Source organism: Enterobacter sp. V87_3, from assembly GCF_029967835.1.
In the GTDB taxonomy this organism is placed as follows: domain Bacteria; phylum Pseudomonadota; class Gammaproteobacteria; order Enterobacterales; family Enterobacteriaceae; genus Enterobacter; species Enterobacter cancerogenus.
The window spans coordinates 60,735-83,893 of the sequence record NZ_JASCAM010000035.1; the positions used below are offsets into that span (position 1 = coordinate 60,735).

Below are 23,159 nucleotides of genomic sequence, written 5' to 3' on the forward strand. Positions count from 1 at the left end.
CGCTTGCGCGGGCCTGCGATCCGCAGACCGGGTAAACGTAGTGCCACCCGGCTATGGAATCCGTCTTCGCTGCATCATCCGTCGCGTGATAATCGGCAGTGAAATCACCACGATCAGCATTGCGCCGACGATCACTGACATCACGATGCCGGGCACGTTTAGCAGGCTCAGGCCAAAGGTCACCAGCCCCATCAGGAAGGCGGCGATGATCACGCCGACCATGCTGCCGGACCCGCCTAAAATATTGACGCCGCCGAGCACCGCCATCGTCACCACCGCCAGTTCCCAGCCCATCGCAATCGTCGGGCGCGTGCTGCCCAGGCGCGAGGTGAGCAGCACCGAGGCGAGGCCCGCCATCAGCCCCACCAGCGCAAACAGGATCAGGTTGTGGCGTTTAACGTTGATCCCGGCATACCACGCGCCGGTCGGGTTATTGCCGATGGCGTACGTGCGGCGACCAAAGTTGGTGCGGTGCAGCACAAAGGCAAACACGGCTGCCAGCACGATAAACAGCGCAAACTCAAACGACAGCGCGCCCCAGACGTAGCCTTGCCCCAGCCACGCGAAGCTCTCCGGGTAGCTGTTCAGCGCCTGATCACCCAGCAGGATGTAGGTGATCCCGCGGTACAGGCTCATGGTGCCGATGGTGATGACGATGGACGACAGGTTAAAGCGCGTCACCAGAATGCCGTTGAACAGCCCGCACAGCAGCCCGACGCCTAATCCCACGCACACCAGCAGGGGCGTATCCATGCCCGCCGCCGCGCAAAAACCCATCGCCGTAGAGCTGAGCGCGATGGTCGAGGCCACCGACAGGTCAATCTCACGGGCGATAATTAGCATCGCCATCGGCAGGACGATGATCGCCTTCTCGGTGAAGTTGAACGTCGCGTCGGAGAGGTTCCAGACGTTGAGGAAGTAAGGCGAGGCGAGGGCGTTGCCCACGAACACCGCCAGCGTAACGGCCAGCAGGAAACCTTCCCAGCACAGCAGGCGCTGGAGCAGGCCCGGCGCAGCAGGCACGTTTTTGATCTCTTCAGTGGTCATCATTTTGCTCATGATTTCACCGCCAGTTTCTGACGCGCCAGCGCCGCGTCGCGCAGGATCAGCCTGCCTTTACGTTTGTTGCCGCGTTCGTTGAGCAGCACCGCAATGACGATCACCGTGCCGGAAATCGCCATTTGCCAGAACGGCGAGACGCCGATTACCGGCAGGGCGTTATTGATGACGCCGAGGAACAGCGCGCCGAACAGACAGCCGAGCACGCGCCCGGTGCCGCCCATGGTGCTGATCCCACCAATCACACAGGCTGCCACGACCTGCAGCTCAAAACCGTTAGCCACGTCGACATACGCAACGGCAAAGCGGGAGATCCACAGATAGCCGCAGAAGCCAGCCAGCAGGCCGGAAAGGCAGAAGCTGACGAACTGCATTTTTCCGACGTTGATCCCGGTGTAATACGCTGCGGTAGCGTTGCCGCCTGCGGTATACAGCGCGCGGCCGGTGCGGCTGTAGCGCAGGAAGTAGCCCACCAGCAGCAGCGCGGCAACGGCGCACCAGCTTAGCACCGGCAGGCCCAACACCGCCGCGCGCGGCAGGCCGAGGAAGTCCGCGCTCATCTGGTTGGCGTTGACCCAGCCGCCGCCGGAAAGCAGAAAGATAATTCCGCGATAAATGCTCATGGTGCCGAGGGTGACCACAATCGCCGGAATACCCAGTTTCCACACCAGCAGGCCGTTAATCATCCCCATTACCAGCCCGAGCGCGCTTGCCAGCATCAGTAGCCCCCAGACGGGCACGTCCGGGTAGTGGAAGTTAATCAGCGCGACGATCATCCCGGTTAGCGCCAGGTTGGCCGCCATGGAGAGGTCGATGCCTTTGGTCAGCAGCACCATCATCTGCCCGAGGGCGAGAACGATCAGAATCGACGTGTCATTGAATATCTCCACCAGGTTGCCCGGCGCGAGAAACGACGGCACGCGGCTGCCGATGGCGACAATCATCAGCACAATGACCGCGCCCAGCAGGGCTTCACGGTGTTTCATCAGTGAGTTAAGCATCACGCCGCCTCCTGTTTTACACCGCTGGCGGCGCTGACGATGGTTTCCGCCGTCGCGTCGCCCGCCTGATATTCGGCCACCATCAGCCCTTCGTGCATCACGATGATGCGGTCCGCCATGCCCATCACTTCCGGCAGATCGGACGAGACCATAATCACCGCCAGCCCCTGACCCACCAGTTCAGACATAAATTGATGAACGGCGGCTTTTGAGCCGATATCGATGCCTTTAGTCGGCTCATCGAGGATGATCACGTCAGGATGCGTCGCCAGCCACTTGCCGATCACCACCTTTTGCTGGTTGCCGCCGGAGAGGGTTTCCACCGCCTGTTTCCAGCTAAAGGCTTTGACCTGCAGGCGGGTGGCGTATTCGTCAGCCAGTCGCCATTCGCGGTCGTCATGCAGCACGCCGTTCGGGTTAAGTTTGCCGAGCTGCGGCAGACTGATGTTCTGCGCAATCGGCAGCGCGATAATCGCCCCCTGTTTCTGGCGTTCTTCCGGCACGCAGACAATGCCGGCGTTGATGGCGTCCGCCGGCTGGCGGAAATGCTGCGTTTTACCGTTAAGCACAATCTCGCCCGAGGACGGACGGGTGATGCCGGAAAGCGCCTGCATCAACTCGGTACGACCCGCGCCGACCAGCCCGTAAAAACCGAGGATCTCGCCCTTGCGCAGGGAGAACGAGATATTAGCGAACTCGGTCGGGTGGCAAAGATTTTTCACCTCCAGCACCGTCTCGCCTTTTTCGCAGTCGACTTTCGGGAAGGTCTGGGTAATGGCCCGCCCGACCATCATCGACACCATCCGCTCTTCGGTGATCGCGTTTATCGATCCTTCCCCGACAAACACGCCGTCGCGCAAAATGGTGTAGTGATCCGCCAGCTCAAAAATCTCGTCGAACTTGTGGGAGATAAACAGGATCGCTTTTCCCTCCTGCTTCAGGCGCTCCACTATCTGATAGAACTCGAGAATTTCATGCTGCGACAGCGCGGCGGTCGGTTCATCAAGGATCACCACCTGCGCCTCAAACGACAGCGCGCGGGCGATGGCGACCATATGACGCTGGGCGATGCTCAGGGTTTTCAGCGTTGCGCGCGGGTCGATCTGCACTTCCAGACGCGTGAGGATAGCCTGCGCCCGACGGTGCATCGCCGGCCAGTCGAGGGTGTTGAAAACGCCTTTACAGAGATACTGGCCGACAAAAATATTTTCGGTGACCGACAGTTCATCGAACAGCACCGTTTCCTGATGAATGGCGGTAATGCCGATCTTGTGCGCCGATTCCGGCGTCGGGAGGTGTACAGGGATAGCCTTATAGAGGATTTCGCCCTCGTCAGGCTGATAAATGCCGGTCATCACTTTGACCAGCGTCGATTTGCCCGCGCCGTTTTCGCCGATAAGCGCGGTCACTTTGCCGGGCCACAGCGCAAGCTGCACATTCTCAAGGGCGCGCACCCCGGGGAAGACCTTGGTGATGCCCGAAAGCTGTAGCAATGGGGTCATGATAGTTCTCCGTTAGATCCCCTCTCCCCTCGGGAGAGGATTAGGGTGAGGGGAGATGCGGCCTGATGCCCTCACCCCGACCCTCTCCCACAGGGAGAGGGAGATAAGGGTTAGAAGATCTTCGAGAACTTATCAATGTTGCTGGCATCGTAGACGAACGGCTCGGCCATCGCCCCGTTGCCGTCGGCATCCAGCTTCACTTTGCCGAGTTTGCCCATGCTGGCTTCGCCTTTGGTGGCGGTGCCTTTTACCAGGTCATCCGCCAGATAGGTGGCAGCGTAGCCAAGGTCAATCGGGTTCCAGATGGCAAAACTCTTGCTTGCCCCGGATTTCACCGCGCCCGCCATTTCAGACGGTAGACCTAAACCGGTGACGTACACTTTGCCGATCTTGCCCTGGTCTTTGACCGCCTGCGCGGCGGCCACAATGCCCACCGACGACGGCGAGACGATCACCTTCAGGTCAGGCCAGGTTTTCAGCAGGCCGACCGCTTCGCGGTAGCTTTTGTCAGAGAGATCGTCGCCGTAGGCCACGGTCACCAGATTGACGGACGGGTACTTCGGCAGCACCTTTTTCATCTCCGCAATCCAGGTATTCTGGTTGGTTGAGGTTGGCGTGGCGCTCAGCACCGCCACGTCGCCTTTCTCGACGTTCAGCGCTTTTAGCGCGTCGGCGGCAAGTTTGACGTTGGTTTCACCGATCAGGGCGTTGTTCGACGGGTTCAGGTGGATTTGACGCCCGGCCTTCGCCACGCCGGAATCCCACGAGACAACCTTGATGCCGCGCTGCATCGCTTTTTTCAGCACCGGCACGACCGCATCCGGATCGTTCGCCGAGATGGCGATCGCATCCACGCCCTGGGCGATCAGCCCGTTCAGCACTTCGATCTGCGCTTCCGCCGTGGTGGTGGTCGGGCCGGTATAAATCACTTTTACATCGCCTAACTCTTTGGCCGCCTCCTGCGCGCCAACGTTCGCTGCCTCGAAGAATCCATTCCCTAAGGACTTCGCCACGAGGGCGATTTTCACTTCTGCTAAAGCGGAACCGGACAACGCCAGTGCGGCAACGGTGAGGATCAAGCTTGTCTTTATTTTCATTGCTTTTACTCCACATGAGTCAGTTGTAGGGATTGCAGGTGGTTTTCGCCCCGTCTCAATGAGCGGGGCGCGATGTTTTTATGGGTACAATGCTAACGCTGACTGCATTGGGGTGACGCCGAAGCGTTTGCCCAGCGCGATCAGCTCTTCACGGGTGATGGTCTGCTTCATGCCGCCCATGGCGTAGACTTTCACCAGCACTTCAGCCGACTTCTCGGCGGTGTCGATCAGGCCAAAGGTTTCATCCAGCGTCGGGCCGCTGCCGAACACGCCGTGGAACGGCCACAGCACCAGGGAATGTTTTTGCATATCCGTCGCGGTGGCCTGGCCGATCTCGTCGGTGCCCGGCACCATCCACGGCAGAATGCCCACGCCGTCCGGGAAGACCACCAGACATTCGGTACTGCCTTCCCACAGCTTGCGGGTGATCAAATCCGAACTGTTTTCCAGCACGTAGGTCAGGGCAATCAGGTTGGTGGCGTGGCAATGCATGATCACGCGGTCTTTGCCCTGGGTCGCCTTGATGCGCTCGCAGTGGGAAAGGAAGTGCGCAGGCAGTTCAGAGGTGGGCACCGCCTCGTCCGTCAGCCCCCAAAGAATGTGGTAGCCTGCGCCGTCGCTGTCCACTTTCACCACCCCGAGGTTGGCCTGCGGGTCAAGCTGCACGTTGCGGAAAAACTTGCCGGAACCGGTGACGATAAACGGCGTATTGGCGAGCAGCGGCATCGGCTGGCTTAGCGCGATATAGCGCGGCTGCGGATGGAAATCGGCGACGTACGGCTCGATGTCCGCGTCGTCCAGACGCAGCGTCAGGTTGCCGCCGTTACGCTCGTCCCAGCCCTTGAGCCAGGCGTCGGAGGTGGCTTTGATCATGCCCTGGACGAACCAGGAGGTGGTGATGGTCTGCATACTGTGTTTCCTTTGAAAATGCCGGGTGGCGCTACGCTTACCCGGCCTACTCTTACCTGTAGGCCCGGCAAGCAACGCGCCGCCGGGCAATGTTTTTTACTGACGAGCGGTGAGAACGTCTTTCTCATACGCCCGCACGTTATCCAGCCACTGGCTGCCCGCCGGGGCGTCGTGACGCTGGCAGTACATCTCCCACACCGCCTGCCACGGCAGGGATTTCTGCTCCTCCAGCAGCGCCAGACGGGCGGTGTAGTCGCCGTTTTCCTCCAGCTGCTTCAGCGCGGCGGTTGGCTCCAGCAGGGCGCGCAGCAGAGCTTTCTTCATATTGCGGGTGCCGATAACCCACGCCGCGATGCGGTTGATGGAGGCGTCAAAGAAATCGAGGCCAATGTGCACGCGGTCGAACAGGTCGTGGCGGATGATTTCGCTGGCGATTGACTGAGTTTCGTCATCCAGCAACACCACGTGGTCGCTGTCCCAGCGCACCGGACGGCTGACGTGCAGCAGCAGGCGCGGCACGTAGAGCATGGCGGCGGAGATTTTGTCGGAGATCACCTCCGTCGGGTGGAAGTGACCGGCGTCCAGGCACAGCGCGGTCTGGCGGCTGGTGGCGTAGCCCATGTAGAACTCGTTCGAGCCGACGGTGTAGCTCTCCGCGCCGATGCCGAACAGCTTGCTCTCCACGGCGTCGATGTGGTGCGCCGGGTCCAGTTTTTCGCTGATGGCTTCATCCAGTGCGGCCAGCAGGCGCTGACGCGGCGCCAGGCGGTCAACGGTGATGTCCTTCATGCCGTCCGGGATCCAGATGTTCATCACCGACGGCGTGCCGAGTTGCTCGCCGAAGTACGCCGAGACGCGGCGGCTGGCTTTGACGTGGTCAATCCAGAACTGGCGGATTTCATCGTTGGCGTGGGCGAGGGTAAAGCCATCGGCGCTCAGCGGGTGCGAGAAGCAGGACGGGTTAAAGTCCAGCCCCAGCCGGTTGGCTTTGGCCCACGCCACCCAGTTCGTAAAGTGTTCCGGTTTGATCTCGTTACGCGCCACCGGCTCGTCGGATTCGAGATAGATGGCGTGCAGATTCAGGCGTTTTGGCCCCGGGATCAGGCTCAGCGCCAGCTCCAGGTCGGCACGCAGTTCGCTGGCGTTGCGCGCTTTGCCCGGATAATTACCCGTTGCCTGAATACCACCCGTCAGCGAACCGCCTGGGTTTTCGAAACCGGCGACGTCATCGCCCTGCCAGCAGTGCATAGAGACGGGCAGACGGTCGAGCTGGCGCAGCGCCGCGTCGACATCCACGCCGACGGCGGCGAAACGCTGTTTAGCCAGGTCCCAGGCTTGTTCAAGTTGAGTGGTCATGCGCAAAGCTCCTTAGTCAGTCGTTTTTGCTGAAACTGCGCCCGGTAGCGGGCAATGTCATGGCAGGGATGGGGAGTGAAGGTGGTCAGGCCATAGTTGTCGGCCACTACCGAGCGGAAATCGTCGACGCTCGCCAGTTCGTCCAGGGTCATCAGCTGAATGCCGATATTGCCGAGCGTGGAGGCCTCAACCGGCCCGGCGACGACGGTGATCCCGCAGGCGTCGGCGCAAAGCTGGTTCAGCAGCTGGTTCTGGCAGCCGCCGCCAACGATGTGCAACCGGCTGAACGGCCTGCCGCGAAGGCTCACCAGTTCGTCGAGAATGTCGGCATACAGCAGGGCGAGGCTGTCAAAAATACAGCGCGCCAGCTCGGCAGGGCGGGACGGCACCGGCTGGCCGGCCTCGACGCAGGCGGCCTGGATCTCGGCGCTCATGTGCGCCGGGTTAATAAAGCGGTCGTCATTGGGGTTGATCAGGTACGTACAGGCCGTCAGCTTTTCGGTTTGTGCAATCAGCGAGGCCAGGTCGGTGATGTTCTGCTCTTTCAGCACCCGCTGGAGCAGCCACAGCCCCATGATGTTCTTTAACACCCGGTAACGGCCTTCTGCGCCGCCCTCGTTGGTGATGTTCGCCGCCAGCGCGGCGTCGCTGGTGTAGGGCGTTTTGCTCTCAAAGCCCATCAGCGACCAGGTGCCGGAAGAGAGATAGGCCGCGTCTTTGTCGGCAAGCGGCGCGGCGATGACCGCGCTGGCGGTATCGTGACTCGCCACGGCCACCACCGGGATCGGATTGCCCTGCGGGCAGACCCACTCGCCAATCACATTGCCCGGATGGGTCGGCGTGCCAAACCACGACGGCGAGGCGCCCGTCCAGGCCAGCAGGTTTTCGTCCCAGTTATCGGAATTGATGTTCACCAGCTGCGTGGTGGTGGCGTTGGTGTATTCCCAGTTCAGGTTGCCGGTCAGGCGGTAGCTGAAGTAGTCGGGGATCAGCAGGGCGTGCGCCGCCTTTGCTGCCAGTTCCGGCTGCTGTTCAACCAGGGCGCGCAGCTGATACAGGGTGTTAAACGGCAGGAACTGAATGCCGCTGCGCCCGTAGATCGCCTCTTTGCCCAGCTGGGCGATGGCATGCGCCATGACGCCGTCGGTACGGCTGTCGCGGTAAGAGACGGGCAGGCCGACGCGTTCGCCAGCGTCGTCCAGCAGGACGTAATCCACGCCCCAGGTATCAATTCCGATGCTGTCGATACGGATGCCGTCATTGCAGACATTCTCAAGCCCGGTACGGATTGCCGCCTCCAGGCCGTCAATGTCCCAGGTATCAAAGCCGTCCCGCTTTTGCAGGCAGTTGGCAAAACGGTGCATTTCGCGAAGCGAAAGCGTGCGCTGGCTACGGTCCCAGGTCGCCAGCATTACGCGGCCGCTGGATGCGCCTAAATCGACAGCCACACAATGGCGAAAAGTCATGGTCACGTCCTTTCTCAAGTCATTAGCGGTGAGTGTAAGAAAGGGAAGAAAAAGGCACCTTCTCGCCAGTGACAGGGCAAATCGCGCGCTGGCAAGAAAGCAAAGGTGAACGTGAGGCAGTTCACAGTTTCCAGTAATGACGGGATTTTCAGGCAGTGTGACGCTTACCGCATTTCCCGATCTTTCCGCCCGTTTCTTGAAAAACGGACAGCTTTTGCGAGGTTTGCTGCTGAAAATTTAAGGTGCGTGCGCCGGGCCTTAATTACTATTTTGAGAACTTTTCTCATTGGTGGGGGCCGTTATGACCGTACTACACAGCGTGGATTTTTTTCCTTCGGGCGGGTCGCCTGTCGCGATTGAGCCACGGCTCCCGCAGGCAGCGTTTCCGGAACATCATCATGATTTCCATGAGATTGTGATTGTTGAGCACGGCACGGGCATTCACGTCTTCAACGGCCAGCCGTACACCATCAGCGGTGGCACGGTCTGCTTTGTACGCGATCACGATCGGCATTTATACGAACATACCGACAACCTGTGCCTGACCAACGTGCTGTATCGCTCGCCAGATGCGTTCCAGTTTTTGTCCGGGCTTAATCAGCTTTTGCCCCAGGAGAAAGACGGGCACTATCCGTCGCACTGGCGGGTTAATCAGTCCACGTTGCAGCAGGTGCGCCAGCTGGTGAGCCAGATGGAGCAGAGCGAGGAGGGGCTGGAGACGCACGTCGTTGCCACGCGTGAACTCCTGTTTATGCAACTGCTGGTGCTGCTGCGCCGCAGTAGCCTGGTGGAGGGGCTGGAAAATAACGCTGCGCGCCTTAACCAGCTGATGGCCTGGCTGGAAGATCACTTTGCTGAGGATATCTGCTGGGAAACGCTGGCGGATGATTTCTCGCTGTCGCTGCGAACCCTGCACCGCCAGCTGAAGCAGCACACCGGACTGACCCCACAGCGCTATCTTAACCGCCTGCGCTTAATCAAGGCCCGGCATCTGCTGCGCCACACGGATGAAAGCGTCACGGACATCGCTTATCGTTGCGGTTTCGGCGACAGTAACCACTTTTCGACGCTGTTTCGCCGTGAATTTAGCTGGTCGCCGCGCGACATTCGCCAGGGCAAGGACGCGTCGCTTCAGTAACGCGAGGGCAATCACCGTTTTTTCGCCGCAAAAAGGCTAATAATGTCAGGTTATTCGCCCGTGAGGTTGTGGTGTGGCTGCTCAGTTAATTCTTCGCAAAGATGATTTTTTTGCCTCCGCAGGCCAGGCCGTTGCGGTGGCCGATCGCTATCCGCAAAACGTCTTTGCCGAACACACGCATGAATTTTGCGAGCTGGTGCTGGTGTGGCGGGGCAACGGCCTGCACGTCCTTAACGACCGGCCTTACCGCATCACGCGCGGGGATCTGTTTTACATTCGCGCCGAGGACAAACACTCCTACGCCTCGGTGAACGACCTGGTGTTGCAGAACGTCATCTACTGCCCAGACAGGCTCAAACTCAACGTCGACTGGGCCGCAAACATTCCGGGGTTTGTTGATGCGAAGGGCGCACCGCACTGGCGCTTAAGCAGCAACGGCATGACCCAGGTCCGGCAGGTGATTTCCCAGCTTGAACAGGAGAGCCTGAAAAACGATCCCGAGGCTAACCAGATGGCGGAGCTGCTCTTTGCCCAGCTGGTAATGACCCTCAAGCGCTATCGTTATGCCACCGACAACCCCTCCGCCACCACTCAGGAGGCGCTGCTTGATAAGCTCATCACCCAACTTGCGGGCAGCCTGAACAAGAGTTTCGTGCTGGAAAAGTTCTGCGAGCAGGAGCAGTGCAGCGAACGCGCGTTACGCCAGCAGTTCCGCACCCAGACCGGGATGACGGTGAACCACTATCTGCGCCAGCTGCGCATCTGCCACGCTCAGTATTTGCTCCAGCATACGGAGCTGATGGTGAGTGAGGTGGCGATGCGCTGCGGCTTTGAGGACAGCAACTACTTTTCGGTGGTGTTTAACCGCGAGGTGGGGATGACGCCGGTACAGTGGCGTCATCGTAGTCGAAAGGCGGCGTGATCAGTTCGCCATGCCGAGGCCAACAATGTTGGCAGCGATAATAATCACCACGCAGCCGAGGCTCAGCACGCCCACCGGACGACGCCCGGCGTTGTTCCACTCCTTCAGCACCAGCCCCACCAGGCCGCCGCACAGCACGTAGAAGCTCATGTGCAGCATCCAGCTCATGTAATCGTACTGCGCCGGAATGCTGGCGTGGCCCCAGGCGTAGAAGAAGAACTGCAGATACCACATCAGCCCACCCAACGCGGAGAGCAGCACGTTGGTTACGATCAGCGGTTTTGCCAGCGAGAAGTCGGCTTTTACCGACAGGTTCTTCACTTTTGCCAGACGAATAAAGCAGAAGCCCAGGTTGACCAGCGCGCCGCCGCCCATGATCACCACGTAGCTTGGCAGGGCAACGTACAGCGGGTCGACGCCCAGCGCGGCGGCGGCTTCGTGCATCGGTTTGGCGGCGTTCATGGCGAAGGACATACCGGCGGAGAAGATGCCGCACATTACCGCCAGCAGCAGCCCTTTCTTCAGGTTGAAGTCCTCGGCTTTGATGCCCATCTTGCGCTCTTTAAGCTGGCCCGCGCGGGTCACGATGCCCACGCCGATCACCGCGACCAGCACGCCCAGCAGCGTCATGCGCCCGCCTTCGGTATTGATCAGCACGTCGAAATTGCCGTTGAGGATTGGCGTCATCAGGGTGCCGACAATCAGCGTAATGCCAATCGCGATGCCGATACCCATCGACATGCCGAGGTAGCGCATGGTGAGGCCATAGTTGATGTTGCCGATGCCCCACATCGCGCCAAACAGGAAGACCGGCAGCAGGGTAGAGGCGCTGAAGGAGGAGAAATAGCCCCAGAAATCGGGCAGGAGCATGGCGCTGATGGTCCACGGCAAAATCAGCCATGACACCGTACCGCCGACGGACCACATGGTTTCCCATGACCAATGTTTAACCTTTTTAAACGGGGCATAGAAACAGGCTGCACTGGCTGCGCCTATCAAATGCCAGAAAATACCCATCGTAATCGCATGATTCATTTTTACATCCTCATCGTTTTTATAGTCGGTGGCTTCCCGCCGACTTGATGAGTGTAAAAATTAGGCGGTTTGGGAACCTTCAGAAGGTTGCCGCACTTTTGTTCAGGATGGCAATCAGCACGTTAACCGCGTGAGCAGACTCACAATTTCGCGATGAGAGGGAAAATGAATAACCTTATAAAAACTACGGCATTGATAATCATTTTCAATATCATTTAATTAACTATAATGAACCAACTGCTTACGCGGCATTAACAGCTGTGCCGCCCGACACTAATGGAGAGGATTATGAGTTATACACTGCCATCCCTGCCGTATGCCTACGACGCACTGGAACCGCATTTCGACAAGCAGACGATGGAAATCCATCACACTAAACACCACCAGACCTACGTGAACAACGCCAACGCTGCGCTGGAAAGCCTGCCAGAGTTCGCTAGTCTGCCGGTTGAAGAGCTGATCACCAAACTGGACCAGCTGCCAGCAGACAAGAAAACCGTTCTGCGTAACAACGCTGGCGGCCACGCTAACCACAGCCTGTTCTGGAAAGGCCTGAAAACCGGTACTACCCTGCAGGGCGACCTGAAAGCGGCTATCGAGCGCGACTTCGGTTCCGTAGACAACTTCAAAGCGGAATTCGAGAAAGCCGCTGCGACCCGTTTCGGCTCTGGCTGGGCGTGGCTGGTCCTGAAAGGTGACAAACTGGCGGTGGTTTCTACCGCAAACCAGGACTCCCCGCTGATGGGTGAAGCGATCTCTGGCGCATCCGGTTTCCCAATCCTGGGCCTGGACGTGTGGGAACACGCTTACTACCTGAAGTTCCAGAACCGTCGTCCAGACTACATCAAAGCCTTCTGGGACGTGGTGAACTGGGACGAAGCTGCAGCGCGTTTCGCCGCGAAAAAATAAGGTTGCATTGACGCCTGTGAGAAGCGAGTCTGATGACTCGCTTTTTTTGTATCTGAAGGAGTAGAGATGCACTACCCGGTCAACGTGTTTACAGGCAAGGTAACGGAGTACGAAGGCAGCCGCCCGAGCGCCATCGCCAAAGTGCAGGTTGACGGCGAGTTGAGCCTCACCGAGCGCGGTCTTGTGGGCGATGAGCAGGCCGAAAAGAAAATTCACGGCGGGCCGGAGCGCGCGCTGTGCCACTATCCGCGTGAGCATTATGCTTACTGGATGAGTGAATTCCCCGAGCAGGCGGAGCGCTTCGTCGCCCCCGCCTTTGGCGAGAACCTCTCTACCGAGGGGCTGACCGAGCAAAACGTCTTTATCGGCGATATCTTCCGCTGGGGCGATGCCCTGATTCAGGTGACGCAGCCGCGCTCGCCGTGCTTCAAGCTGAACTACCATTTTGGCATTGAAGATATGTCCGCCCGGCTGCAAAGCGCCGGTAAAACCGGCTGGCTCTACCGCGTGGTGCTGGCGGGGAACGTTTCGGCGGATGCCCCGCTGGCGCTCGTTTCACGCGTGAGTGATGTGTCGGTGTACGACGCCTGCGCGATCGCCTGGCATATGCCCTTTGACGATGAGCAGTATCATCGCCTGCTGTCAGCGGCAGGGCTATCGACAAGCTGGACCAGAACGATGCAGAAAAGGCGTTTAAGCAACAAAATTGAGGATAATTCGCGAAGATTGTGGGGAAGATAATCCCTTCTGGCGAAATGCAGGCCGGGTAAGGCGAAGCCGCCGCCCGGCTTTTTTGTTGGCATCTTGCGTGAGTTTGCCCGGTGGCGCTGCGCTTACCGGGCCTGCAAAACGAACAGCTACGAACGCTTATACAACGGCAGCCACAGCGTTAACCGCAGTCCACCCAGCGGGCTGTCGTCGGCTTTCACCCAGCCACGATGCTGCTGCATGGCGGTTTCAACAATCGCCAGCCCCAGCCCCGTGCCGCCGGACTCGCGGTCACGCGCCTCGTCGGTACGGTAGAACGGACGGAAAATCTGCTCGCGATCTTCCGGACTCACGCCCGGGCCGTCGTCGTCCACGATGATGGTGATCCCGTCTTTATCCACCGAGAACGCCACCTCAATCTTCGTGTGCGAGTAGCGCAGGGCGTTACGCACGATATTCTCCAGCGCGCTTTCCAGTGCGTTAGGGTTACCGTACAGCGGCCATGGGCCTGGCGGGAAGTTAACGGTGAACGATTTCCCCATCTGCTCGGCTTCGAATGCCGCGTTATCCAGCACCTCATGCCACAGATGGTTGGCTTTGACCGTTTCGCTCACCAGCGCGTTTTTCTGCTGGTTGCGCGACATCACCAGCAAATCGTTGATCATGCTGTCCAGACGATGCGCTTCGGTTTCAATACGCTCCAGCTCTTTGCTCTCGCCGCTGCGGCGGCGCAACAGCGCGGTGCCAAGCTGCAGTCGCGTGAGCGGGGTGCGCAGTTCGTGGGAGATGTCCGATAGCAGGCGTTGCTGCGCGGTCATCATGCGGTCTAGGGCGCTCACCATCTGGTTAAAACTGGTCCCGGCGGCCAGGAACTCCTGCGGCCCGGCTTCCAGCTCGGGATGTTGTCTCAGGTTGCCCTGAGCCACTTCGTCGGCGGCGTTTTTCAACTTACGTGCCGGTTTCGCCAGGCTCCACGCCAGCCAGAGCAGCAGCGGCGAGCTGAGCAGCATAGTCACAATCAGCAGCAGAAGCGGGCGGTCGAACAGCAGGTTGATGAAATCTGTCTGGGAGCTGCTCGCAGGGCGAATCAGATAGAGCTGATAGTTATCCTCCCCGTCTCTGACGGAGAAAGGCCCTACCATCTCAACCCGGCCATATTTTTTCTTCTGAGGGTGGTCGGCGTTATCCGCCTGGCCAATGAAGTTGCGGATGATCTGCATTTCATTGCGATCGGCCCCAATGACGCGGCCTTCGCTGGTCACCAGCAGAAGACGTTGTCCGGGCGGCGCCCACTTGTCGATAGCGCGAAACAGCCTGCGCCACCACATCAAATCGTTTGGCGGATCGTTTGCCAGCTCGGCTTCGACGTGTTGTTCGATCATCACGCCCTGACGTTGCTCACTGTCGAGAAGCTCCGTCATCTGGCGTGAGTCGAGTTTTGGCAACATCAGTACGAGCATTAAAACCAGTGCCAGCGTCAGCCAGAAGATGGCGAAGATGCGGGCGGTTAAGCTGCCTATCATGAAGCGGAAACCATCAGATAACCGCGACCACGTAGGGTTTTAAACCACGGGTGACCGTCTTTACGCTCCGGTAATTTACGGCGCAGGTTAGAAATATGCATGTCGATGGCGCGGTCAAACGGCGTGAGACGTTTGCCCAGCACTTCCTGACTCAGGTGTTCACGCGATACCACCTGGCCGAGATGCTGCGCCAGCAGATAAAGCAGGGTGAACTCGGTGCCGGTTAATTCCAGCGTCTGGCCGTCAAAGCTGGCTTCCTGACGACCCGGGTTCAGGCTCAGGGAATCCACTTCCAGCGTCGGCGAGCTGTTGTCCGTATTTTGCTGCTGCTCGCTCCAGTGGGAACGACGCAGGATTGCGCGAATACGGGCCACCAGTTCACGGTCGTTGAACGGTTTCGGTAAATAGTCATCCGCACCCAGCTCAAGGCCAAGGACACGGTCAAGTTCGCTGCCGCGTGCGGTCAGCATGATAACGGGGGTCTGGTGCGTCTGGCGAAGCTCTTTCAGCGTATCAATGCCGTTTTTCTTCGGCATCATAACGTCGAGCAAAAGTAGATCGATGCTGTCATCAAGGAGACTCAGCGCCTGCTCGCCATCGTGGGCAACCAGAACGTTGAAACCTTCCATGTCGAGCAACTCCTTTAAAAGGGAAGTCAGCTCTCGGTCATCATCAACTAACAGAATTTTATTCATTGTTTAAATACCTCCGAGGCAGAAATTACGACATCAAGGCTATCTAATCCATGACTTTACGTTGTTTTACACCCCCTGACGCATGTTTGCAGCCTGAATCGTAGACTGTCTCTCGTTGAATCGCGACATGAAAGATTTTGGGAGCAAGTGATGCGCAAAGTTACCGCTGCCGTCATGGCCTCAACGCTGGCCTTCAGTGCGTTTAGCCAGGCTGCTGTAGCTATCATCGGCGATACCGGTTCCTCGCAGGAGGGCGCAGCGCAGAATAGCAGCCAAAGCCATATGTTTGACGGCATAAGTTTAACCGAACATCAACGCCAACAGATGCGAGATCTGATGCAGAGGGCACGACATGAGCAGCCCCCTGTTAATGTTAGCGAAATGGAGACAATGCACCGCCTTGTCACCGCAGAAAATTTTGACGAAAGCGCTGTACGCGCTCAGGCCGAAAAAATGGCTCAGGAACAGGTTGACCGCCAGGTAGAGATGGCGAAGGTCCGCAACCAGATGTTCCACCTGCTATCGCCCGAGCAGCAAGCGGTTTTGAACGACAAACATCAGCAACGAATGGACCAGTTGCGTGAGGTTGCACGGATGCAGCGAAGCTCAGAAACAACGTTTTTCAGTAGCAATAGCAGCACCCGTAGTAACCAGTAAACCCTGTTTTCCTTGCCATAGACACCATCCCTGTCTTCCCCCACATGATGTGGGGGTTTTTTTTGCCCGTCGTTCAGGTTTGTTAACCTTTTATTCATCCTTAGACTCCTCTTCCATCCGTTATACTAGCGCCATGGCATGACAGGAGTGTTTATGAATCAATCCTATGGCCGGCTGGTTAGCCGGGCCGCAATAGCCGCGACGGTGATGGCGTCGTGTTTGCTGATTATCAAAATTTTTGCGTGGTGGTACACGGGCTCGGTCAGTATTCTGGCTGCCCTGGTGGACTCGCTGGTGGATATTGCCGCCTCGCTGACCAACCTGCTGGTGGTGCGCTATTCGCTGCAACCGGCTGATGAAGAGCACACCTTCGGGCACGGAAAGGCGGAATCTCTGGCGGCGCTGGCGCAAAGCATGTTTATTTCCGGTTCGGCGCTGTTCCTGTTTTTAACCGGCATTCAGCATCTCGCCTCGCCGACACCGATGAACGATCCGGGCGTCGGCGTGGCTGTTACGGTAATCGCACTTATAAGCACTCTTGTTCTGGTAACGTTCCAGCGCTGGGTCGTGCGTAAAACGCAAAGCCAGGCGGTACGGGCAGATATGCTTCATTATCAGTCTGATGTTATGATGAATGGGGCGATTCTTATTGCGCTCGGTCTGGCCTGGTATGGCTGGCATCGTGCGGACGCGTTGTTTGCGTTAGGAATTGGCGTCTATATCTTGTATAGCGCTTTACGGATGGGGTATGACGCGGTGCAATCGCTTCTCGACCGCGCGCTTCCGGACGCAGAACGCGATGATATATATTCCATCGTGACCTCCTGGCCCGGCGTCAGTGGGGCACACGATCTTCGTACGCGGCAGTCAGGGCCGACCCGCTTTATTCAGATTCACATAGAAATGGAAGACAACCTGCCGTTGGTTCAGGCTCACATCATAGCTGAGCAGGTCGAGCAGGCAATTTTGCAGCGTTTTCCTGGTTCAGACGTCATCATTCACCAGGACCCCTGCTCGGTTGTACCCGGACACGTTCAGCTTTCGTAATACGGTGTAAAAAAGTGAGCCAGGCCAGCATTTTGTGTATAAATTACCGCCATAGGGTCTGACCTGAATCAATTCAGCTGGAAGAGATTGATATACTATTTGCAGTATTCGTTGATGGAATAATTTCTTTCGGCAACAGATTTCAATTTTGCATTCCTAAGTTCAGAGGTAGTCATGATTAAGAAAATCGGTGTGTTGACAAGCGGCGGTGATGCGCCCGGCATGAACGCGGCAATTCGTGGGGTTGTTCGTGCAGCCCTGACCGAAGGTCTGGAAGTGTTTGGCGTCTATGACGGTTACCTGGGCCTGTATGAAGACCGTATGGTTCAGCTCGACCGTTACAGCGTGTCTGACATGATCAACCGTGGCGGCACCTTCCTCGGCTCCGCACGCTTCCCGGAATTCCGTGACGAACACGTTCGTGAAGTGGCTATCGAAAACATGAAAAAACGTGGCCTCGATGCGCTGGTTGTTATCGGCGGTGACGGTTCCTACATGGGTGCAAAACGTCTGACTGAAATGGGCTTCCCGTGCATCGGCCTGCCGGGCACCATCGACAACGACATCAAAGGCACCGACTACACCATCGGTTTCTTCACCGCACTGGGTACCGTTGTTGAAGCGATTGATCGTCTGCGCGACACCTCTTCTTCTCACCAGCGTATCTCCATCGTGGAAGTGATGGGTCGCTACTGTGGCGATCTGACCCTGGCGGCGGCGATTGCGGGTGGCTGTGAGTTCATCGTGGTGCCGGAAGTGGAGTTCAGCCGTGAAGATCTGGTGAACGAAATCAAAGCCGGTATCGCGAAAGGTAAGAAACACGCGATCGTGGCCATCACCGAGCACATCTGTGATGTGGATGAACTGGCGAAGTACATCGAAACCGAAACCAAGCGCGAAACCCGTGCAACCGTACTCGGCCACATCCAGCGCGGCGGCTCCCCAGGGCCATACGACCGTATCCTGGCGTCCCGCATGGGCGCGTATGCGATCGATCTGCTGCTGCAGGGCCACGGTGGCCGCTGCGTCGGTATTCAGAACGAAAAACTGGTACACCATGACATCATCGACGCGATTGAAAACATGAAGCGTCCGTTCAAAGGTGACTGGCTGGACTGCGCGAAAAAACTGTACTAATCGGCTCTGTTGCCCGGTGGCGCAGCGCTTACCGGGCCTACAAAAGTTTGGTTCGTAGGCCGGGTAAGGCGTAGCCGCCACCCGGCTTTTTTACGCACTCAATCTCCTTTTTTATTCCTCAAAGTTATAGCCAATCTTTTTTTATTCTTTAATCATCGGTTAGCTTTCTGGCACGCTGCAATCATCAAAACATTGCATAAGAGAGCCGGGCGATGAACAAGTGGGGCGTAGGGTTAACATTATTGCTGGCATCGACCAGCGTGCTGGCAAAGGACATTCAGCTTCTGAACGTGTCGTACGACCCGACGCGTGAGCTGTACGATCAGTATAACAAGGCCTTTGCGGCGCACTGGAAGCAGGAAACCGGTGATAACGTGGTGGTTCGCCAGTCGCACGGCGGTTCCGGTAAGCAGGCAACCTCGGTCATCAACGGCATTGAAGCCGATGTCGTCACCCTGGCGCTGGCTTACGACGTAGACGCCATTGCCGCGCGTGGCCGTATTGATAAGAACTGGATCAAACGCCTCCCGGACAACTCCGCGCCGTACACCTCGACCATCGTTTTCCTGGTGCGTAAAGGCAACCCGAAACAGATCCATGACTGGAACGACCTGGTCAAGCCGGGCGTTTCCGTGATCACCCCGAACCCGAAAAGCTCCGGCGGCGCGCGCTGGAACTACCTGGCGGCCTGGGGCTACGCACTACACCACAACAACGGTGACCAGGCGAAAGCCCAGGATTTCGTCAAAGCGCTGTATAAAAACGTTGAAGTGCTGGATTCCGGCGCGCGTGGCGCAACCAATACCTTCGTGGAGCGCGGCATTGGTGACGTGTTGATTGCGTGGGAAAACGAAGCCCTGCTGGCGACTAACGAGCTGGGCAAAGACAAGTTTGAAATCGTCACCCCGAGCGAATCTATCCTCGCCGAACCGACTGTCTCCATCGTCGATAAGGTAGTGGAGAAAAAGGATACCAAAGCGGTGGCTGAGGCCTATCTGAAGTATCTCTACTCGCCGGAAGGCCAGGACATTGCCGCGAAAAACTTCTATCGTCCGCGCGATCCGGCGGTTGCGAAGAAGTACGAGAACGCCTTCCCGAAACTGAAACTCTTCACCATTGATGAGGAATTTGGCGGCTGGGCCAACGCGCAGAAAACGCATTTCTCCAATGGCGGCACCTTCGACCAGATCAGCAAACGCTAGCCTTTCGCACAGAACGACACGGTGACCCGGTGTGAGAAATCCACCGGGTTTTTTATTTGGTCATCATTTTGCGTTACTCTTTTGCCTCTATGAAAAACAGGGAACGCGTTGTGAAAAAAATACTTTTGCTCATTTTGATTGTTATCGTGCTCGCCGCAGGGGGCTGGTACTTTTTAAAAGCGGGTAATTCGAATGCGCTGCGTCATATCGTGCTCGACCAGTGCGTGCCTAATCAGCTTAAAAACGATAACCCTGCGCCGTGCGCAGAGGTGAAGCCGGATGCAGGCTACGTAGTGTTTAAAGACCGCAACGGTCCGCTGCAGTATCTGCTGATGCCCACCTACCGCATCAATGGCACCGAAAGCCCGCTCCTGACCGAGCCTCAAACCCCTAACTTCTTCTGGCTGGCGTGGCAGTCGCGTAACTTTATGAGCCAGAAGCGCGGCGCAGACGTGCCGGACAGCGCCGTCTCACTGACCATCAACTCCCCGACTGGCCGCACGCAGAACCATTTCCATATTCACATCTCCTGCCTGCGTCCGGACGTGCGGCAAAAGCTGGACGCCAGCCAGGGGCAGATCAGCACCCAGTGGCTGCCGCTTCCCGGCGGACTGGAAGGGCATGAATATCTCGCCCGCAGGGTGACGGAAAACGAGCTGGTACAGCGCAGCCCGTTCATGATGCTGGCGGAAGAGCTGCCGGAAGCGCGCGACCATATGGGACGCTTCGCGCTGGCGATGGCGCAGCAGTCTGACGGCTCATTTGTTCTGCTGGCGACCGAACGTAACCTGCTCACCCTTAACCGCGCATCCGCTGAGGAATTACAGGATCATCAATGCGATATCCTGAAGTGACCCCACCATAAATAGCGTTTACTCGCCCTGCCTGTCGCCGTAGACTTGCTGAAAAAATCTACAGGAGACAGGCATGTCGCTCTGGTTCACTCACCCTCTGTTTCTGCCCTCGCTGATTGTTGGCGTCACCATTGTGCTCTGGGCGACATCGCTGCTGCCGGAGTTCATTACCGCGCTGCTGTTTTTCACGGCGGCGATGGCCACCAAAATAGCCCCGCCGGACGTTATTTTCGGCGGTTTTGCGTCGTCCGCTTTCTGGCTGGTGTTCAGCGGGTTTGTGCTGGGCGTGGCGATCCGTAAAACCGGCCTCGCGGACAGGGCCGCGCGGGCATTGTCCGCGAAACTGACCGACTCCTGGGTACTGATGGTGGCAAGCGTGGTGCTGCTCAGCTACGCGCTGGCGTTTGTGATGCCGTCGAACATGGGACGTATTGCACTGCTGATGCCGATTGTCGCCGCCATGGCGAAGCGGGCCGGTATTCCTGATGGCTCCCGCGCCTGGTTTGGCCTGGCGCTGGCGGTCGGATTCGGCACGTTCCAGCTCTCCGCGACCATTCTGCCAGCCAACGTTCCCAACCTGGTGATGAGCGGCGCGGCGGAAGGTTCGTACGGGATCCACCTCAACTATGTGCCGTACCTGCTGCTGCATACGCCGGTGCTGGGCATTCTCAAAGGTCTGATTCTGATCGGCCTGATCTGCTGGCTGTTTCCCGGCAGCCCAAAGCCGCCGCGCAATCTGGCACCCTCTGAGCCGATGGGGCGGGACGAAAAGCGTCTCGCCTGGCTGCTGGCGGTCGTGCTGGTGATGTGGGTCACCGAGAGCTGGCACGGCGTGGGACCCGCCTGGACGGGTCTGGCGGCATCGGTCATCGTCATGCTGCCGCGTATTGGCTTTATCACCGGAGAGGAGTTCTCGGCGGGAGTGAACATGCGCACCTGCATTTATGTGGCGGGCATTCTCGGGCTGGCGATTACCGTCACGCAGACCGGTATCGGTGCGGCGGTGGGGGAGGCGTTGCTGCACGTTATGCCGCTGGATGCAGACAGGCCGTTTACCAGCTTCCTGGCGCTGACGGGGATCACCACCGCGCTCAACTTCATCATGACGGCCAACGGCGTTCCGGCGCTGTACACCACGCTGGCGCAGAGCTTCGCGGATGCGACCGGCTTCCCGCTGCTGTCGGTGATCATGATTCAGGTGCTGGGGTATTCCACGCCGCTGCTGCCGTATCAGGCGTCGCCGATTGTGGTGGCGATGGGGTTAGGGAAGGTGCCTGCGAGGGCGGGGATGTTGTTGTGTCTGGCACTGGCGATAGCGACCTATATGGTGCTGCTGCCGCTGGATTATCTGTGGTTTAGCTTGCTGGGACGGCTGTAAAAAAGCCCGGTGGCGCTGACGCTTACCGGGCCTACAGAACCGTAGGGCGGGTTAGCTAAGCGCCACCCGCCACAACAGCATTACGCCTGTTTAGCGGCTTCTGCTGCTTTAACGATCACCGCGAAAGCGTCGGCTTTCAGGGATGCGCCGCCAACCAGCGCGCCGTCGATGTCCGGCTGGGTGAACAGCTCAGCGGCGTTCGCTGCATTTACGGAACCGCCGTACTGGATGATAACCTGCTCAGCCACTTTCGCGTCTGCTTTAGCAATGTGGTCACGGATAAATTTGTGAACCGCCTGCGCCTGCGCTGGGGTTGCTGATTTGCCGGTACCGATAGCCCAGACTGGCTCGTAAGCGATAACCGCGCCTTCGAACGCGCTCGCGCCCTGGGTTTTCAGTACGGCGTCGATCTGACGAGCACACACTTCTTCGGTTTTACCCGCTTCGTTTTCTGCTTCGGTTTCACCGATGCACAGAACCGGGATCAGACCCTGCTCTTTCAGCACGGCGAATTTCTTCGCGATAAACTCGTCGGATTCTTTGTGGTAGGTGCGACGCTCAGAGTGGCCGATGATGATGTATTTCGCGCCGATATCTTTCAGCATTTCAGCGGAGGTTTCACCGGTGAATGCGCCAGACAGATTAACGTCAACGTTCTGAGCACCCAGCACGATGTGGCTGCCGTCAGCGGCACGTTTAGCCAGGTCCAGGTACATATCCGGTGGCGCGATAGCAACCGCACAGCCCGTTACGCCAGCCAGCTCTTTACGCAGGTTCGCAACCAGCTCGTTTACCATGTGGCGGCTGCCGTTCAGTTTCCAGTTACCCATCACTAAAGGATGTCGCATTTTAATTCTCCACGCTAAATAAGCGAATTAAGGAATATGGCCACCCTTAAGGGCGGCATGGTCTGTGAATCAGTATAGAGATTTTCCCTCGAAAGGCTTTGCTTTTTGTCATTAATTCGCCCCTCCGAGCGGGTCTGATAGTGCCAGCTTAATCGGTTCAACAGCGAAGGTCAGTCCCTTTTCGCCATTATCTGCCACCACATAGCGAACGGCACCTTCGGTCTCGGCGTAATAGTGTTTGTTTTTACCCGCAGTGAGCAGTTTTTGCAGCTTTTGCTGGCTCTGCGCTTTGGTTAAGGCCGGGGTAAAAGCGCGCAGCACGGCGCTCATGTATTCATGGGCTTTCGCTTTTGCCGCTTTCTGTTCAGGCCCCTGGATGGGCAGCCAGGTTATCTGCATGCTTTTGATTTTTAACGTTCCACGCTCCAGCGCGGTTGAGGCATACAGATTTTCGTTAATCTTGCTGGCTGCGCGGGTGAGGGTCGAGGTATCCCGGGCGCTCTCGATAGAGCGAAATTCATCCAGCGGCAGGGTTGGGTTGTCTTTGTTAAAGGCTTCGCGGAACTGGCTGATGGAGCGATCGAACGACGGCGCGCCCGCAAGCAGATAGGGCGCGGCAGCAGGAGCGGCGTTGTCGGCGGCGTGCAGGGTGACGCTGGCGCTCAGCATCGCTAAACACAGTAACAGAGAGTATGCCGAACTTTTCATCAATATTG

The 23,159-nt window shown here is 58.0% G+C and carries 22 protein-coding genes; 10 read left to right on the plus strand and 12 right to left on the minus strand.

What is annotated here, in order from left to right; genetic code table 11:
* Positions 1–51: 51 nt before the first annotated feature.
* From QLG21_RS21860 to rhaB, 7 genes are all read right to left on the minus strand, one after another.
* A complete protein-coding gene (locus QLG21_RS21860; RefSeq protein WP_006179145.1) occupies positions 52–1,059 on the minus strand; it encodes an ABC transporter permease in 1,008 nt (335 codons plus the stop codon).
* Positions 1,056–2,060 carry an ABC transporter permease gene (locus tag QLG21_RS21865; protein ID WP_006179146.1) on the minus strand — a complete coding sequence of 335 codons (1,005 nt, stop codon included), beginning with the start codon at positions 2,058–2,060 and terminating at the stop codon, positions 1,056–1,058. Before QLG21_RS21865 ends, QLG21_RS21860 begins: the two co-directional genes overlap by 4 nt.
* Entirely contained in the window at positions 2,060–3,562 is a 1,503-nt protein-coding gene (locus QLG21_RS21870; RefSeq protein ID WP_282485214.1) for a sugar ABC transporter ATP-binding protein, read from the minus strand. Before QLG21_RS21870 ends, QLG21_RS21865 begins: the two co-directional genes overlap by 1 nt.
* Before the next feature lie 110 nt (positions 3,563–3,672).
* A complete protein-coding gene (gene rhaS, locus QLG21_RS21875; protein WP_006179148.1) occupies positions 3,673–4,659 on the minus strand; it encodes a rhamnose ABC transporter substrate-binding protein in 987 nt (328 codons plus the stop codon).
* A 78-nt stretch (positions 4,660–4,737) separates the two neighbouring features.
* Positions 4,738–5,568, minus strand: coding sequence for a rhamnulose-1-phosphate aldolase (gene rhaD / locus QLG21_RS21880; RefSeq protein WP_137903768.1), 831 nt, complete (start codon positions 5,566–5,568; stop codon positions 4,738–4,740).
* Positions 5,569–5,664: 96 nt separating this feature from the next.
* Positions 5,665–6,924 carry an L-rhamnose isomerase gene (gene rhaA, locus QLG21_RS21885; protein WP_282485215.1) on the minus strand — a complete coding sequence of 420 codons (1,260 nt, stop codon included), beginning with the start codon at positions 6,922–6,924 and terminating at the stop codon, positions 5,665–5,667.
* A complete protein-coding gene (gene rhaB / locus QLG21_RS21890; RefSeq protein WP_282485216.1) occupies positions 6,921–8,390 on the minus strand; it encodes a rhamnulokinase in 1,470 nt (489 codons plus the stop codon). Before rhaB ends, rhaA begins: the two co-directional genes overlap by 4 nt.
* 301 nt (positions 8,391–8,691) lie before the next feature.
* On the opposite strand from rhaB, the gene rhaS (QLG21_RS21895) reads away from it, so the two are divergent.
* Positions 8,692–9,528: an HTH-type transcriptional activator RhaS gene (gene rhaS / locus QLG21_RS21895; protein ID WP_088209376.1), complete on the plus strand. Its 837-nt coding sequence runs from the start codon at positions 8,692–8,694 to the stop codon at positions 9,526–9,528.
* A gap of 73 nt (positions 9,529–9,601) precedes the next feature.
* On the plus strand, positions 9,602–10,450 hold the full coding sequence (gene rhaR, locus QLG21_RS21900; RefSeq protein WP_006179153.1) for an HTH-type transcriptional activator RhaR: 849 nt from the start codon (positions 9,602–9,604) through the stop codon (positions 10,448–10,450).
* Here rhaR and rhaT read toward each other — a convergent pair whose 3' ends face one another.
* Positions 10,451–11,485, minus strand: coding sequence for an L-rhamnose/proton symporter RhaT (rhaT, locus tag QLG21_RS21905; protein ID WP_058610685.1), 1,035 nt, complete (start codon positions 11,483–11,485; stop codon positions 10,451–10,453).
* A 288-nt stretch (positions 11,486–11,773) separates the two neighbouring features.
* Between rhaT and sodA the strand changes: the two genes are divergently transcribed.
* Both sodA and yiiM read left to right on the plus strand, forming a co-directional pair.
* Positions 11,774–12,394, plus strand: coding sequence for a superoxide dismutase [Mn] (sodA, locus tag QLG21_RS21910; protein WP_014833772.1), 621 nt, complete (start codon positions 11,774–11,776; stop codon positions 12,392–12,394).
* Between the two features lie 66 nt (positions 12,395–12,460).
* A complete protein-coding gene (gene yiiM / locus QLG21_RS21915) occupies positions 12,461–13,135 on the plus strand; it encodes a 6-hydroxyaminopurine reductase (protein ID WP_006179157.1) in 675 nt (224 codons plus the stop codon).
* Between the two features lie 116 nt (positions 13,136–13,251).
* Here the strand turns inward: yiiM and cpxA are convergent, their stop codons facing one another.
* The gene (cpxA, locus tag QLG21_RS21920; RefSeq protein ID WP_006179158.1) at positions 13,252–14,625 is read right to left on the minus strand and encodes an envelope stress sensor histidine kinase CpxA; all 1,374 of its coding nucleotides are present in this window, start codon (positions 14,623–14,625) and stop codon (positions 13,252–13,254) included.
* Positions 14,622–15,320, minus strand: coding sequence for an envelope stress response regulator transcription factor CpxR (gene cpxR, locus QLG21_RS21925; RefSeq protein WP_006179159.1), 699 nt, complete (start codon positions 15,318–15,320; stop codon positions 14,622–14,624). Before cpxR ends, cpxA begins: the two co-directional genes overlap by 4 nt.
* 150 nt (positions 15,321–15,470) lie before the next feature.
* On the opposite strand from cpxR, the gene cpxP reads away from it, so the two are divergent.
* From cpxP to QLG21_RS21955, 6 genes are all read left to right on the plus strand, one after another.
* Complete coding sequence (gene cpxP, locus QLG21_RS21930; RefSeq protein WP_006179160.1) at positions 15,471–15,977, plus strand: cell-envelope stress modulator CpxP; 507 nt, start codon at positions 15,471–15,473, stop codon at positions 15,975–15,977.
* Positions 15,978–16,130: 153 nt separating this feature from the next.
* On the plus strand, positions 16,131–17,024 hold the full coding sequence (gene fieF / locus QLG21_RS21935; protein ID WP_042322666.1) for a CDF family cation-efflux transporter FieF: 894 nt from the start codon (positions 16,131–16,133) through the stop codon (positions 17,022–17,024).
* A gap of 174 nt (positions 17,025–17,198) precedes the next feature.
* Positions 17,199–18,161, plus strand: coding sequence for a 6-phosphofructokinase (gene pfkA, locus QLG21_RS21940; RefSeq protein WP_131635617.1), 963 nt, complete (start codon positions 17,199–17,201; stop codon positions 18,159–18,161).
* Between the two features lie 212 nt (positions 18,162–18,373).
* Positions 18,374–19,363: a sulfate ABC transporter substrate-binding protein gene (locus QLG21_RS21945; RefSeq protein WP_006179164.1), complete on the plus strand. Its 990-nt coding sequence runs from the start codon at positions 18,374–18,376 to the stop codon at positions 19,361–19,363.
* Between the two features lie 110 nt (positions 19,364–19,473).
* The gene (locus QLG21_RS21950) at positions 19,474–20,217 is read left to right on the plus strand and encodes a CDP-diacylglycerol diphosphatase (RefSeq protein ID WP_042322668.1); all 744 of its coding nucleotides are present in this window, start codon (positions 19,474–19,476) and stop codon (positions 20,215–20,217) included.
* A 73-nt stretch (positions 20,218–20,290) separates the two neighbouring features.
* Positions 20,291–21,595 carry an SLC13 family permease gene (locus QLG21_RS21955; RefSeq protein ID WP_137903773.1) on the plus strand — a complete coding sequence of 435 codons (1,305 nt, stop codon included), beginning with the start codon at positions 20,291–20,293 and terminating at the stop codon, positions 21,593–21,595.
* A gap of 80 nt (positions 21,596–21,675) precedes the next feature.
* Here QLG21_RS21955 and tpiA read toward each other — a convergent pair whose 3' ends face one another.
* Positions 21,676–22,443, minus strand: a complete 768-nt coding sequence (gene tpiA / locus QLG21_RS21960; RefSeq protein ID WP_042322670.1) for a triose-phosphate isomerase — start codon at positions 22,441–22,443, stop codon at positions 21,676–21,678.
* A 111-nt stretch (positions 22,444–22,554) separates the two neighbouring features.
* A complete protein-coding gene (locus QLG21_RS21965; protein WP_137903774.1) occupies positions 22,555–23,151 on the minus strand; it encodes a DUF1454 family protein in 597 nt (198 codons plus the stop codon).
* Positions 23,152–23,159: the final 8 nt, after the last annotated feature.